The sequence below is a fragment of the uncultured Dokdonia sp. genome, from assembly GCF_937910895.1.
Taxonomy (GTDB): Bacteria; Bacteroidota; Bacteroidia; order Flavobacteriales; family Flavobacteriaceae; genus Dokdonia.
On sequence record NZ_CALEMI010000149.1, the window covers coordinates 19,103 to 32,709 of the forward strand.

At 37.1% G+C, this 13,607-nt stretch carries 11 protein-coding genes; 7 read left to right on the plus strand and 4 right to left on the minus strand.

The window, feature by feature from the left end:
- Positions 1-19 precede the first annotated feature (19 nt).
- The 7 genes from Q0505_RS17515 to Q0505_RS17545 all read left to right on the plus strand — a co-directional run bounded on the left by Q0505_RS17515 (position 20) and on the right by Q0505_RS17545 (position 10,530).
- Positions 20-1,441, plus strand: a complete 1,422-nt coding sequence (locus tag Q0505_RS17515) for a glycogen synthase (RefSeq protein ID WP_299215659.1) — start codon at positions 20-22, stop codon at positions 1,439-1,441.
- Complete coding sequence (locus Q0505_RS17520) at positions 1,438-2,706, plus strand: glucose-1-phosphate adenylyltransferase (RefSeq protein WP_299215661.1); 1,269 nt, start codon at positions 1,438-1,440, stop codon at positions 2,704-2,706. The genes Q0505_RS17515 and Q0505_RS17520 overlap by 4 nt, the downstream gene beginning before the upstream one ends.
- A gap of 2 nt (positions 2,707-2,708) precedes the next feature.
- Positions 2,709-4,619 (plus strand): 1,4-alpha-glucan branching protein GlgB, encoded by a 1,911-nt coding sequence (gene glgB / locus Q0505_RS17525; protein ID WP_299215663.1) that lies wholly within the window; start codon positions 2,709-2,711, stop codon positions 4,617-4,619.
- A gap of 163 nt (positions 4,620-4,782) precedes the next feature.
- Positions 4,783-7,197: a glycoside hydrolase family 31 protein gene (locus Q0505_RS17530; RefSeq protein ID WP_299215665.1), complete on the plus strand. Its 2,415-nt coding sequence runs from the start codon at positions 4,783-4,785 to the stop codon at positions 7,195-7,197.
- Positions 7,198-7,223: 26 nt separating this feature from the next.
- Positions 7,224-8,051: a M48 family metallopeptidase gene (locus Q0505_RS17535; protein ID WP_299215667.1), complete on the plus strand. Its 828-nt coding sequence runs from the start codon at positions 7,224-7,226 to the stop codon at positions 8,049-8,051.
- Between the two features lie 90 nt (positions 8,052-8,141).
- Positions 8,142-9,440 carry an MFS transporter gene (locus tag Q0505_RS17540; RefSeq protein WP_299215669.1) on the plus strand — a complete coding sequence of 433 codons (1,299 nt, stop codon included), beginning with the start codon at positions 8,142-8,144 and terminating at the stop codon, positions 9,438-9,440.
- Positions 9,441-9,621: 181 nt separating this feature from the next.
- Positions 9,622-10,530: a hypothetical protein gene (locus Q0505_RS17545; RefSeq protein WP_299215671.1), complete on the plus strand. Its 909-nt coding sequence runs from the start codon at positions 9,622-9,624 to the stop codon at positions 10,528-10,530.
- Between the two features lie 78 nt (positions 10,531-10,608).
- Here Q0505_RS17545 and Q0505_RS17550 read toward each other — a convergent pair whose 3' ends face one another.
- Genes Q0505_RS17550 through Q0505_RS17565 form a run of 4 tightly spaced genes read right to left on the minus strand, consistent with a single transcriptional unit; the run spans position 10,609 to position 13,554 of the window.
- Complete coding sequence (locus Q0505_RS17550; protein WP_299215673.1) at positions 10,609-11,328, minus strand: head GIN domain-containing protein; 720 nt, start codon at positions 11,326-11,328, stop codon at positions 10,609-10,611.
- Between the two features lie 22 nt (positions 11,329-11,350).
- The gene (locus Q0505_RS17555; RefSeq protein ID WP_299215675.1) at positions 11,351-12,436 is read right to left on the minus strand and encodes a hypothetical protein; all 1,086 of its coding nucleotides are present in this window, start codon (positions 12,434-12,436) and stop codon (positions 11,351-11,353) included.
- Between the two features lie 22 nt (positions 12,437-12,458).
- Positions 12,459-13,007: a hypothetical protein gene (locus Q0505_RS17560; RefSeq protein WP_299215677.1), complete on the minus strand. Its 549-nt coding sequence runs from the start codon at positions 13,005-13,007 to the stop codon at positions 12,459-12,461.
- Entirely contained in the window at positions 12,976-13,554 is a 579-nt protein-coding gene (locus Q0505_RS17565) for a sigma-70 family RNA polymerase sigma factor (RefSeq protein WP_299215679.1), read from the minus strand. The genes Q0505_RS17560 and Q0505_RS17565 overlap by 32 nt, the downstream gene beginning before the upstream one ends.
- Positions 13,555-13,607: the final 53 nt, after the last annotated feature.

A 13,607-nucleotide genomic window follows, 5' to 3' on the forward strand; every position in this document is an offset into this window, starting at 1 on the left:
TAAAAATGAACCAACATTTATGAAGATTATACATGTGAGTGCCGAGTGCTATCCCATAGCAAAAGTGGGTGGTCTAGCCGATGTCGTGGGTGCATTACCTAAGTATCAAAACAGGATAGGAAACTATGCTACTGTGATCATGCCTTATTACGATACTGCTTATGTTGAAAAAGCAATGACAACAATCGATTTTTGTTACAACCTTGTGGTGGATCAAAAGACGTATTTTGCTGAGATACTTTCTGTAGACGATCCTTCTTTGGGGTATCCGCTATTTTTAGTTCGTATTGCCGACTTAACAGACCGTAAAGAGGTATATGGCTATGAAGATGATCCGCTGCGTTTTGTTGCATTTCAGCGAGTAGCGCTTCAATGGATCTTACAAAAAAATGACCTTCCAAATGTTGTACACTGTCACGATCATCACACAGGATTGATCCCTTTTATGATGAGTCATTGTGAAGATTTTTCAGCACTTAAAGATATTCCCACCGTACTCTCGATACATAATGCTCAATATCAAGGACAATTTTCTCATGAAATGGGAGGAATTTTACCACGCTTTCGCGAAAGCGATCTAGGTCTCCTCGATTGGGGAGGAATGATCAACCCGCTAGCTGCTGCTATAAAATGTGCCTGGCGTGTAAATACCGTTTCTCCATCCTATATGGAAGAATTAATGCAAAAAGCAAATGGACTCGAGTGGTTGCTCAATCATGAAAGTGCAAAATGCGTGGGAATTCTCAATGGAATAGATGCCGAAACTTGGAACCCTGCAACCGATACCTATTTACATAAAAATTATAATATCCGTACTCGACAATCAGGTCGTAAAGCTAATAAGACAGCATTGTGTGATGAGTTTGGACTGGATGCAAGTAAACCTCTTTTTGGGTTTATAGGTCGTTTGGTATGGGAAAAAGGATCAGATATTCTGCCAGCGATCATAGATCAAGCCTTACAAGAATATGATGTTAATGTAATCGTATTAGGTTCTGGCGCAACAGAAGTCGAATCTCAATTGGCAAATCTTGCTATAAAATATAAAGGCAGTTACAATGCCTATATCGGATATCAAGAACGGATGTCTCATCAAGTATATGCAGGCGTAGATTTTTTATTGATGCCTAGCCGTGTAGAACCTTGTGGATTAAACCAAATGTATGCCTTACGCTATGGGTGTATGCCCATTGTAAGAAGCACTGGTGGCTTAAAAGATACGGTTATTGATCTAGGGGAAGAAGGTGGTTTTGGGATCTGTCATAACGATACATCGGTAGGAGATGTAGTGTATAGTATAGGGAGAGCCGTCACTCATTTCAAGGATCAAAAGAAATTTAAAGAAATACAAAAAACAATGATGCAAATAGAGCACAGCTGGGAAAAATCTGCTCAAATGTATGTATCTTTATATAATAAGTTAAAAAAAGAAGTAAAATGAATAAAAAGGTATTAGCAATTATTTTAGGAGGAGGACAAGGGTCAAGGTTATATCCACTTACAAAAATGAGATCCAAACCTGCAGTACCCATTGCGGGGAAGTACCGTCTTGTAGACATTCCTATTTCTAACTGTTTAAGTTCTAATATCAAACGTATGTTTGTGTTAACGCAGTTTAACTCAGCTTCTTTAAACAAACATATCAAGCATACGTATCAATTTAGTTATTTTTCTGATGCTTTTGTAGATATTCTTGCTGCAGAGCAAACCCCAGAAAACAAAGGATGGTTTCAGGGTACAGCAGATGCGGTACGCCAGAGTATGCACCATTTTAAAGGTTACGAATCTGATTATATTTTAATCCTATCCGGAGATCAATTATACCAGATGGATTTTAATGAAATGCTAGAAGCACATATTGCATCTGACGCCAAAATTAGTATTGCATCCTTACCCGTAAATGCAAAAGATGCGACTTCATTTGGAATTTTAAAAACGAATGATGACCAAACCATTGGTTCCTTTATAGAAAAGCCAGAAGAAAAATTGTTACCAGACTGGAAATCAAATGTATCTCCAGCTATGAAAAAAGAAGGAAAACACTATCTAGCTTCTATGGGGATTTACATCTTTAATAAAGACTTATTAATAGAACTTTTAGAGGGTACAAAAACCAATGATTTTGGAAAGGAAATTATTCCGCAAGCCATTAGTGAGCACAAAGTATTAAGTTATGCGTATGAAGGCTATTGGACAGATATAGGAAACATAGAATCTTTCTTTGAAGCCAATATAGACCTGACATCTGACATTCCAAAATTCAATCTCTTTAATAGAGACCGTAGCATATTAACACGCCCTCGTGTGTTACCCCCAACAAAAATATCTGGTACCACCTTAGAGAAATCTATTGTAGCAGAAGGAAGTATCATACATGGGAGTCGTATTGCTAACTCTGTCATAGGAATTCGTTCAAGAGTAGGAAAAGGGACAGTGATAGAAAACTCCTATGTGATGGGAAGTAATCGCTTTTTAGATTTAGAAGAAATTGATGCTGCTCGTGCCAAAGGGATCCCCCATGAAGGAATTGGAGATCGTTGCTTTATTACAAATTGTATTATTGATAAAAACGCCAAGATAGGAGACGATGTTCGTATCACTGGAGGAAAACACCTAGAAGATATAGAGACAGACACCTATGTGGTAAGAGATGGCATTGTCGTTGTTAAAAATGGAGCTTTGATCCCTTCAGGAACCATTATTTAACTATGAATAGTGTACAAACCTACAGTCTATTTACAGATTTTGACATTTCGTTGTTTAAAGCTGGAAAACACTTTCGTTTACACGAAAAAATGGGCTCGCATATTTGCACGGTAGACGGTGTAAAAGGAACCTATTTTGCTGTTTGGGCACCAAGTGCAAACCAAGTATCAGTGATCGGTGATTTTAATCACTGGCAAGATGGCGAACATAAGCTTCAGGTACGTTGGGATGCCAGCGGTATTTGGGAAGGATTTATTCCCACCGTTGGTCATAGCGATACCTACAAATACAAAATTCATTCTAACCATAACGGAATTGTTACCGAAAAAGCAGATCCTTTTGCCAGACGTGCCGAGCATCCGCCTAAAACGGCTTCTATCGTCTATAGTACAGATCATGTCTGGAAAGACAAGGACTGGATGAAAAAGCGACACAAGCATAACAGCTTGAAAGCGCCTTACTCTGTGTATGAAATCCATCTAGGATCTTGGAAACGTAACGTTGAAGAAAATAGAAGTTTAAGTTATTCAGAACTCGCAACTGAACTAGTAACTTATATCAAAGAAATGAACTTTACACACGTAGAGTTGATGCCTATCATGGAATATCCCTATGATCCGAGTTGGGGCTACCAACTTACAGGGTATTTTGCACCTACCTCTCGTTTTGGATACCCAGAAGAATTAATGACACTCATCGATGCGTTTCATCAAAACGATATTGGAGTCATCTTAGATTGGGTACCCTCTCATTTTCCAGAAGATGCCCACGGACTCGGTAATTTTGACGGAACCGCTTGTTACGAACATCCAGACCGTCGTAAAGGATATCATCCCGATTGGAAATCATTGATTTTTAATTATGAAAGAAATGAAGTACGTTCTTTTCTGATCAGTAATGCGTTATTTTGGCTAGATCAATATCATATAGACGGTTTACGCGTAGATGCTGTAGCCTCTATGCTCTATCTTGATTATAGCCGAGAAGAAGGCGAGTGGGAACCCAATGATCAGGGCGGGAGAGAAAATCTTGCCGTGATTAGTTTCTTACAAGAACTCAATCAAGAAGTATATGCTAGCTTCCCAGACGTACAAACCATCGCCGAAGAATCTACAAGTTTCCCAATGGTAAGCAAGCCTGTATTTGTAGGCGGTTTAGGATTTGGTATGAAATGGATGATGGGGTGGATGCACGATACTTTAAACTACTTTAAAAGAGATACTCTATACAGAAATCATCATCATAACGAGATTAGTTTTAGTATGACTTATGGGTTTACAGAAAACTTTATGTTGCCATTATCCCATGATGAGGTAGTGTACGGAAAACAATCTATCTTAGGTCGTATGCCTGGTGATGAGTGGCAACGCTTTGCAAATCTCAGATTGCTTTACACCTATATGTATACACATCCAGGAGGTAAACTTCTTTTTATGGGAAGTGAATTTGGGCAAGGTACTGAGTGGGATTTTAAAGATCAGCTAGATTGGTATGTGCTACAATATGATACTCATAAAGGCGTACAGAAAACAGTAGCAGATCTTAACCATTTATATAGAACAGTACCCGCACTCTATGAAAAACAATTTGAAGCAGAAGGCTTTGAGTGGATCGCTCATGACGATAGTGAAAATGCAGTGTTAAGCTACATACGTAGAGGTAATAAACCCGATACATTAATAATCGGAGTGTTTAATATGACGCCTGTTCCTCGTCCTAAATATCGTATTGGAGTCCCATTAAAAGGGAGCTTACTCGAAATTTTCAACAGCGACGCTACCATCTATGGAGGAACTGGAAAATATCACAACAAAAAACTAACTGTTTCCAAAACTTCGTGGAATGGTAAAACACATTCGACAGAAATTATGGTGCCACCGCTAGCAGGAATCGTATTGGAGTTAAAAGTGTAATGTTATTTGGCTATAAATCTCTATACGCTTTCGCGAAAGCGTAAAAATCCTCACAAAAAACAAGATAACTACACTACGAAAACGTTAGCGTTAATAACTTATTACGATTAATTTCCATCTTTTAAATAGATAGTGTTTATTTGAATATTAAAATAATGATGCTATGATTATTAATACAGAATTGCAACAAAAAGGGAACCAATTTCCCAATCAAATTATAGATTTTTCCAAAGAAGTAGATACGTTATATTTCAAAACCCAAAATCACGTTATCCTACAGCTTACTGTTTTAAGAGACAGTGTATTGCGTTTTAGATATGCGACAGGTGGTGCTTTTGAAAATGATTTTTCTTATGCTATAGATGAAGATGCACACAGAGGTTATAATCACTTAGAAGTAACTAGTAATGATGTTAACTATATTGTAACGACTTCAAAGCTTGTTGTTCATATAGAAAAACTAAGCCTTCAAGCCAAAATTTATGATTTGAAAGGTACTTTGATTAATGAAGACGAGTTAGGCTTTCATTATGAAGAAAGCTTTGAATTTGGCGGAAACATCGTCAAAATGAGTAAAAAGGCACAACATGCCGAGAGTTTTTATGGATTAGGTGATAAGCCAATGCACATGAATTTACGTGGTAAGCGTGTGCAAAATTGGGCTACAGATCAGTATGCTTTTGGTAAAGATCAGGATCCTATCTATAAAAGTGTTCCTTTTTACATAGGACTGAATAAAAAGAAAGCGTATGGAGTTTTCTTTGACAATACGTTTCGAACATTTTTTGATTTTTGTCACGAACGTATGGATGTGACTAGCTTTTGGGCACAAGGCGGTGAGATGAATTACTATTTCATTTATGGGCCTTCTATGTCTGATGTTGTAAAAAGTTATACCAATCTTACTGGAGTACCAGAATTACCTCCTATGTGGGCATTGGGATATCAACAATGTAAATGGAGCTATTATCCAGAGAGCAATGTGAAAGAAATAGCGGCTAAGTTTAGAGAATTGAAGATTCCTTGCGATGGAATTTATCTGGATATCGACTATATGGATGGTTTCCGATGTTTTACTTGGAATAAAGAATATTTTCCAGATCCAAAACGCATGGTTAAAGAACTTGCCGATGATGGTTTTAAAACCATTGTAATCATAGATCCAGGCATTAAAATCGATGAAGATTACAGTGTCTATAAAGAAGGTGTAGAAAATGATTATTTCTGTAAACGTGCAGACGGTCCTTATATGAAAGGTAAAGTATGGCCAGGAGAATGTAATTTTCCTGATTATACCAATCCAGAAGTACGTAAGTGGTGGGCAGGTCTTTTTAAAGAACTTATTAGCGAAATAGGCGTTAAAGGTGTTTGGAATGACATGAATGAGCCAGCGGTTATGGAAGTCCCAGGAAAGACATTTCCGCCAGATGTAAGACATGATTATGATGGCAATCCTTGTAGTCATAGAAAAGCACATAATATTTATGGAACACAAATGGCACGCGCTACCTATGAAGGCGTCAAGAAATTTGCGTATCCAAAACGTCCTTTTGTCATTACACGTTCTGCATATAGTGGCGCACAGCGATATACCTCTTCTTGGACAGGTGATAATGTTGCAAGTTGGGAGCATTTATGGGTAGCTAATATTCAGGTGCAACGTATGTGTATCTCAGGAATGTCTTTTACGGGAACAGATATAGGAGGATTTGCAGAACAACCTACAGGAGAATTATATGCACGATGGATACAGCTTGGTGTTTTTCATCCATTTTGTAGAACGCATTCTTCTGGACATCACGGAGAACAAGAACCTTGGGCATTTGATCCAGGTGTCACTGATATTGCTCGTAAGTTTATCAACCTACGCTATCGATTATTACCTTATTTGTATACTATGTTCCATGAGTACACTCAAAATGGAACGCCGCTATTAAAACCGCTTGTATATTTTGATCAAGACGATTTACAAACCCATTATAGAACGGATGAATTTGTTTTTGGTCATCAGATATTAGTGTGTCCTATTTTGGAACCTAATGCAAAAGGGAGACGTATGTATATACCGAGAGGTATATGGTATAATTACTGGGACAAACTTCCTGTAGAAGGAGGGAAAGAACAATGGGTAGATGCAGATGTAGATAGTATGCCTTTGTTTATAAAAGCAGGATCTATTATTCCTAAATATCCTATTCAACAATATGTAGGAGAGAAGAAGATCGAACAAGTAGAACTTGAAGTACATTATGCATTAGGAAAACATTCATCAAATCTTTATGAAGATGCCCAGGACGGTTATGATTATACAAAAGAAAGATATAGTTATAGAACTTTTAAATTTCACGGAAGAGAAGAAGATTGTGTTTTACAACAGCATAAGAGAGGAAGCTTTATCACGCCTTATGAAACGTACAGAATACAGTTTATAGGACTCCCTTTTGAAATCAAAGAAATAGAAGTAGACAATACAAAGGTGTCACTAGAAAGTGTAAATTATGATTCAAAAGCGTGCTCTATCGAAGTAACTAAGAATTTTACGGAGTTACAAATTTTCGGAAACACAGATAATTCGTAACTTTAGTGACTAAACGAATAATAGCCATGAAAACAAAGCAATTATGTACCCTTCTATTAACTGTTGTATTAATATGCGCTTGTAAAACAAGCCCTTTTACAGGAAAGAAAACGCTAAATTTTGTAAGCAATGCTCAACTATTCCCTATGGCATTTCAGCAGTATGATCAGTTTCTTTCTGAAAATAAGGTAATAACAGGAACGGAAGATGCAAGAATGGTAAAAAGTGTAGGAGAAAAAATTAAAGTTGCTGCAGAACGTTACCTCACTTCATTAGGTGAGCCAGGCTATCTTAAAGATTATAGATGGGAATATAACCTTGTAGCCGATGAGGCTATTAATGCTTGGGCAATGCCAGGTGGTAAAATTGTGGTCTATACTGGAATCTTACCAATCACTCAAACAGAAACAGGACTCGCGATGGTAATGGGACACGAGTTAGCACACGCACTTGCAGACCACGGAGCACAGCGTATGAGCGCCGCACAGTTACAGCAAATAGGAGCGCTTGGGGTTGCTGTTGGAACAGGAGTAGCTGGACAAAGTCAAGAACAACAAGCCACTTGGATGCAAGCCTATGGTCTGGCTTCACAAGTAGGAGCGATGCTACCTTTTAGCCGTTCTCATGAGACACAGGCAGATGAGATAGGAATTGTCATAGCAGCCATTGCAGGATATAATCCTGACGAAGCTGCCAATTTATGGAGACGCATGAAACAGGCAAGTAACGGGCAAGCACCACCACAAATATTAAGTACACACCCGTCTAATGATACTAGAATTGCAAACCTCACTGCAAAAGCACCATTTGCCAAACAAGAAGCTGCCAAATTTGGAGTGACTACATTTAAATAAAAAAGTCTTTTAAACAACTTCAATAAAGATTTAAGAATAATATATCATAAGGAAAGCTACGCAATCGTGTAGCTTTCTTATTTTAGTGCTATGAAGATACTGTTACAAAAAGGCGATAAGAAACTTTTGAATGCTTGGGCATTCTATGATTGGGCAAACTCTGTATATAGTCTGGTCATTGCATCTGCAATTTTCCCCATATTTTACGATGCTATTTTCGAAATACAAGGAATAAATACCTTAGTCGTTTTTGGGAAAGAGTGGAAGAGTAGTTCCTTAATCTTTGGAACAACAGCAGTTGCTTTCTCTATAGTAGCAATGATTTCTCCATTACTTTCTGGTGTCGCTGATTTTTTAGGAAATAAAAAGATTTTTCTAAAGTTCTTTTGTTATCTGGGAGCATCTAGTACGATAGGATTATACTTTTTTTCCATAGAGCATATCTATATAGGTCTTACCTTGTATTTGCTCGCACTTATAGGTTTCTGGGGGAGTTTGGTGTTTTACAACTCATACTTGCCAGACATAGCTCATGTAGACCAACATGATAGTATCAGTGCCAAGGGTTTCTCTCTAGGATATATAGGGAGTGTGATTCTTCTAGTTGCTTGTTTAATCATGATTATGAGTCAAGAAAGTGGAGAAGACAAAGTAACCATGATGCGCTTTTCATTTGTTTTAACTGGGGTCTGGTGGATTGTATTTAGTCAGTATACCTATCTCTATTTGCCCAAAGGTAATAAGAGTGATGGTAGCTTATCTAAAAGTGTTTTTTATCAGGGCTTTAAAGAGTTTAAGGCCATTTGGATAGAGATGCAACATAAACCTCGTTTAAAATCATACCTAATCGCTTTTTTTGTGTACAGTATGGGAGTTCAAACCGTAATGCTGGCAGCTGCGTATTTTGGAGCCGAAGAATTAGATTGGGGGGACACTGATAAAACCTTTGGACTTATAACAAGTATCTTATTAATTCAATTGGTTGCTGTATTAGGAGCATTTTTGACATCAAAATTGTCTTCAAAAATTGGAAATATTAAAGCACTTATCGTTATTAATATGATATGGATAGGGATTTGTGCGTGGGCATTTTTTGTGTACACACCTATCCAATTTTATATCACTGCAGGTGTTGTAGGTTTGGTTATGGGAGGTGTGCAAGCACTTTCAAGGTCTACCTATGCTAAGTTTCTTCCAGAAACAGATGACACTACTTCCTACTTTAGTTTTTATGACGTATCAGAAAAAATAGGAATTGTATTTGGGATGATTATGTTTTTAACCATGCAGGAAGTAACAAAGAGTATGAGATACTCTATTATATTTTTAATCTTATTTTTTGGTGTGGGTGTTTTACTATTAAAAAAGGTGCCAAAGAAAGAAAAATAATAGGATGCTGTATTTTAGAGTACGCTTTCGTACTTCGTCAAGCTCAGTATAAACTTCAGCATCGCTAGGCTCTTTGAAAGCGTATAAAAAAAGCACTCATCTTTACATTGAAACATTTTAATAAAACAGACTAGAATATTTTACTTAAGTTTGCGTTAGAAGTTTACAAATCTATTTTAGCATGAAAAAAATATCCTACTATCTATCTTTTCTTTTACTATGTACAGCAATAACCTTTATTTCTTGTGACGATGAGCAATTAGAAGGGGAATTTTCTAGTACTCCAGACGGAAGTGATCCAGCTGTATTTTGTGCAGAAACTGGACTCCTTGCTATCGCTGAGGCACAAATAGCACTTATAGGTTTAGATCCAGCCGATGCTCAAGCAGGATGTGATTCTCTTAGAGCGACTATTAACAGTTTTATAGCTACTTGTGGAGATGAAGGGGGTACGCTACAAATGCTATTGGATGAGTTGGGTACTGACTGTAATCTTGTAACTGATGGCGGTGGTGACGATGATGATGATTCAGGAATAGATGGTGTTTTTTTTATAACATTTAGGGCAAATGGAGAACTTGTTGATATGCGTTTTGACACAGCAAGTACTTCGGCAGATTTTCTTACAAACATGAGTTTTTCAGGTCCAGTTGGTGACGATTGTGCAAGAGATTACGGTCCTGGTTTAAATGCCAATAATGATAGCTTTATACCACAATCTGGTGTAGAGTTTTATAATTTACTAAGCCTTAATGATCTTTGTACTACAACACCTGAAAGTGAAGCGATTAATTTAGCTTTTCCTACGGGTAATTATTCTTACAGTACTTCAGATTCAGAATATGGAGTAGGATTTGGTTATTCTCCCTCTGAGGACAATTTTTTCAACACTTTAGGAGGATCACAATCGGGTAGCACTTTTAGTATTCAATCATCAGAGGAAGCTAATATATTTGTAGCAGGTAATCTATTTGAAGCGGGTCAAACCATAGAAGGAACATTTAGTTGTACAATATATAACGAATCTAATCCTGGTGAAACTATAGCGATTACTGATGGATCTTTCAGATTAAGAGTTAGTGAGGATTAATCACTAAATAACAAGAATATCCTATATAAAAAATGCTCTCCATCTGGAGAGCATTTTTTATATAGGATCCAATATTTTTTATTGCATTTTGATTTTTCCAGATCCAGAAACTTTGGTGTCTTGCTTATCCGGATTTCCATAATAATCGATATCTCCAGAGCCACTTACACGCGCTCTAATACTTTTACTACAGTATACAGAGATATCTCCTGAACCAGCTACGCTTACGACAGCATTATCTGCTTTTAAATCCTTTGCGTGTACTTCTCCAGAACCTGCTACACTTACATCCAGATCTCTACTGTTTCCAGTGAGGGTAAGATCTCCAGAACCCGCTACACTTGCATCTACACTATCAGCATCTACTTTTAAGGTAAGGTCACCAGAACCTGCAACAGAGGTTCTAAAGTTGGTGGTTTTAATTACATCTTTGTTCCACATATTTCCAGAACCCGCAAGTGATACTTCATCTAAATCTTGAAAAGGAACTGTGATTTTGATTTTCTTTGTGGCACGTATATTCTTGTTGTTTTCTACTTTAATTTTAAGGGCGTTTCCGCGTACTTCTGTAACGATATATTCCATAAGGTTACTATCTCCTTCTATCGTGATAGTTCCTTCTTTACCAGCAACAAGTTCTACGTCAAAGGATCCTCCAACGTTCACTTCGTCATAGCTGCCTACAGATCTCGTAATGGTTGTGATATTTCCATTTCCTTTTTCTCCTTTACCCCACCATTGTGCTTGGACTTGTAATGAAGTTACTAGAATGAGACAGATTGTGATTACTTTTTTCATAATGTTTGATTTTTAGATTGATTTATAATTTTGTGAATGTAACTCCACCATATTCAGAGTTGATGTTAATGTTATTTTGACTGTTAGCATTTCCGTAATATCCTTCATAATATTTATCTGAAGATTCAATACGTTTTTTTGTAATTTCTAGGTTCTCTTGACCACTAAACCCTGCATACTCCAAAGAAATATTAAAGGTAAAAGTGTAGTCACTATGATACCCTAATTTAATACCTGTGTAATCACTTTTGATAACCACATCACCAGCGGTAGCACTAAGTTCATTAATACGTACAGAACCGTAGCTGGTATTAAGATTTACATTGCCTCGGATAATTTCAAACGCCGTAGATAAGTAATCTCCTCTTCCTGTAAGTTCACGTACAGTTCCTACTTGTAGTTTTCCATAATCACATACATAGTTAAGATTTTCTATAGTTCCAAATTCACTTTTGGTATAATCTGCGTCTAGTTCTATTTTACCTGCTTTTTCTAAATTAAAGCTTGAGTAATCTGCCGTGATACGACCACTTTTCATATACTCAATAGTAGAGTTATTGGTATAGTCAAAGCTGAGACTATTGTTTTCTCCAAGCAGTTCTCCTATTGTAAGTTTTCCATAGTCGCAGTTTATTCTTGCATTCCCGCGTATTTTGTTGATAGAGATACCACCGTAGTCATTACTAATGTCAATAGCATTGGTTACAGGAACTTTTATTTCATATCGTATTTCCATATTCACGTTACTGCTTTTCCAACTTTTCCACCAAGAGCGACCTCCTCCTTGATTAAGTTTTGTGATGGCGCTTACAAAGCTAGCGCTCCCATCAAATACAACATTAATCTCATCCAGCTTCTCCTGTACCTTTTCTTCGTTATTACCATTAGTTTTGATAAATACTTCAATAACAGTTTTGTTTTGATTCCAAGAGACAATATTTACATTGCCGTAGCTATTGTCTATTTTTAAACGCGCATCAGGATTGACTGTAAACTCCTTTTTTATTTTCTTCTCTTTGGTATACTGTCCTTTAAAACCATTGTATGCCAATACAACCGTAGGAATCGTAATTAGGATAAAGAATAAAGTATAAATTTTTGTTTTCATAATATGGGTATGATTAGGTCTTCTATAATGTAGAAGGACGTAATTCATTTAATTTTTTAATAGCGTCTATATGTTCTAATACTTGCTGTAACAAATCTATTCTGTTCTGAAAATTACTAATCATCGCATAAATCACTCTCTTGTCTTGACCGCTTTGAGCTAGATCATTCTTTAATTGATCATAATCTGCTTCTAGCGTTTTGAGCCTTTTGGTAGCGTCATCGACAATGGCTTGTGTCTCTGGGGTTGCTTGTTTGTTGATTTCAAAGAGTTCTCTTTCTATCGTCTGCGTAAAAAATTGCTGTGTTTGTTCCATCTCTGGAGACACGTCGGCAAGTTCACTTCCATCAGGTAGTGTATTTCGCGTAAGCGTAATCATAAAAACTAAGGCGATACTTGCTGCCACGGCAAGTGGTTTCCACCAATTCATTTTGCGTACAGGAACTTCTTTGACCTGAGATGCACTTTGTAGTTTTTTTAAGAACCGTGCTTTGTGATCTGCGCTAGGTTCTGCTACTTTGAGCTGACCATCTAGGCGCTCAAATAGTTGTTCTATATTGTCCTTCTTCATAATTTTGTAATTTTTTTCGTAAACTGTCTTTTGCTCTGGAAACGACCGTTCTGCAATTGGCATAGCTTACATTTAATATCATACTCATCTCTTCATAATCATAGCCTTCGATGAGGTGAAGGGATAGTGCTTGTCTATAATTATCCTTTAAGCTATCCATAGCGTGTAAAACCTGCTGTGCTTTTACCTGACTTAGATCCGCTTCTGCAATACCCTCTGTATCATCTTCAATACGATATAAATGATCTTCTATAGGCGTTTCATCTCGCTTTTTGGTTCGTTGATAGCTATTTAAACTTTTATTCACCACAATTCGTTTTAACCAGCTTCCAAAGGTCGCTTCTCCTTTAAAGCTATCTAGTTTTGTAAAGGCATTGAGAAACGCTTCTTGCATCACATCTTCAGCTTCGGCGGTATCTTTTACAATGTGTAAGGCGGTATTGTACATCGCTTTATAATAGCGATTGTAAACTTCCAGCTGTGCACTTTGCTGTCCTTTTTTACACAAAGGAATAAGATCCGTAATATCGCGATTGGTTAATGTCACTTTATTGGTTTGGTTACTTCTGTTATAAAGATGCGTGCTTTTTTGGTTTGTTA

Coding starts and splice junctions, on each gene's coding strand:
- Q0505_RS17550 (WP_299215673.1), bottom strand. CDS start 11,328: ATGAAAAAAGTAATCACAATCTGTCTCATTCTAGTAACTTCATTACAA.
- Q0505_RS17540 (WP_299215669.1), top strand. CDS start 8,142: ATGAAGATACTGTTACAAAAAGGCGATAAGAAACTTTTGAATGCTTGG.
- Q0505_RS17555 (WP_299215675.1), bottom strand. CDS start 12,436: ATGAAAACAAAAATTTATACTTTATTCTTTATCCTAATTACGATTCCT.
- Q0505_RS17545 (WP_299215671.1), top strand. CDS start 9,622: ATGAAAAAAATATCCTACTATCTATCTTTTCTTTTACTATGTACAGCA.
- Q0505_RS17515 (WP_299215659.1), top strand. CDS start 20: ATGAAGATTATACATGTGAGTGCCGAGTGCTATCCCATAGCAAAAGTG.
- Q0505_RS17535 (WP_299215667.1), top strand. CDS start 7,224: ATGAAAACAAAGCAATTATGTACCCTTCTATTAACTGTTGTATTAATA.
- Q0505_RS17530 (WP_299215665.1), top strand. CDS start 4,783: ATGATTATTAATACAGAATTGCAACAAAAAGGGAACCAATTTCCCAAT.
- Q0505_RS17560 (WP_299215677.1), bottom strand. CDS start 13,007: ATGAAGAAGGACAATATAGAACAACTATTTGAGCGCCTAGATGGTCAG.
- glgB (WP_299215663.1), top strand. CDS start 2,709: ATGAATAGTGTACAAACCTACAGTCTATTTACAGATTTTGACATTTCG.
- Q0505_RS17520 (WP_299215661.1), top strand. CDS start 1,438: ATGAATAAAAAGGTATTAGCAATTATTTTAGGAGGAGGACAAGGGTCA.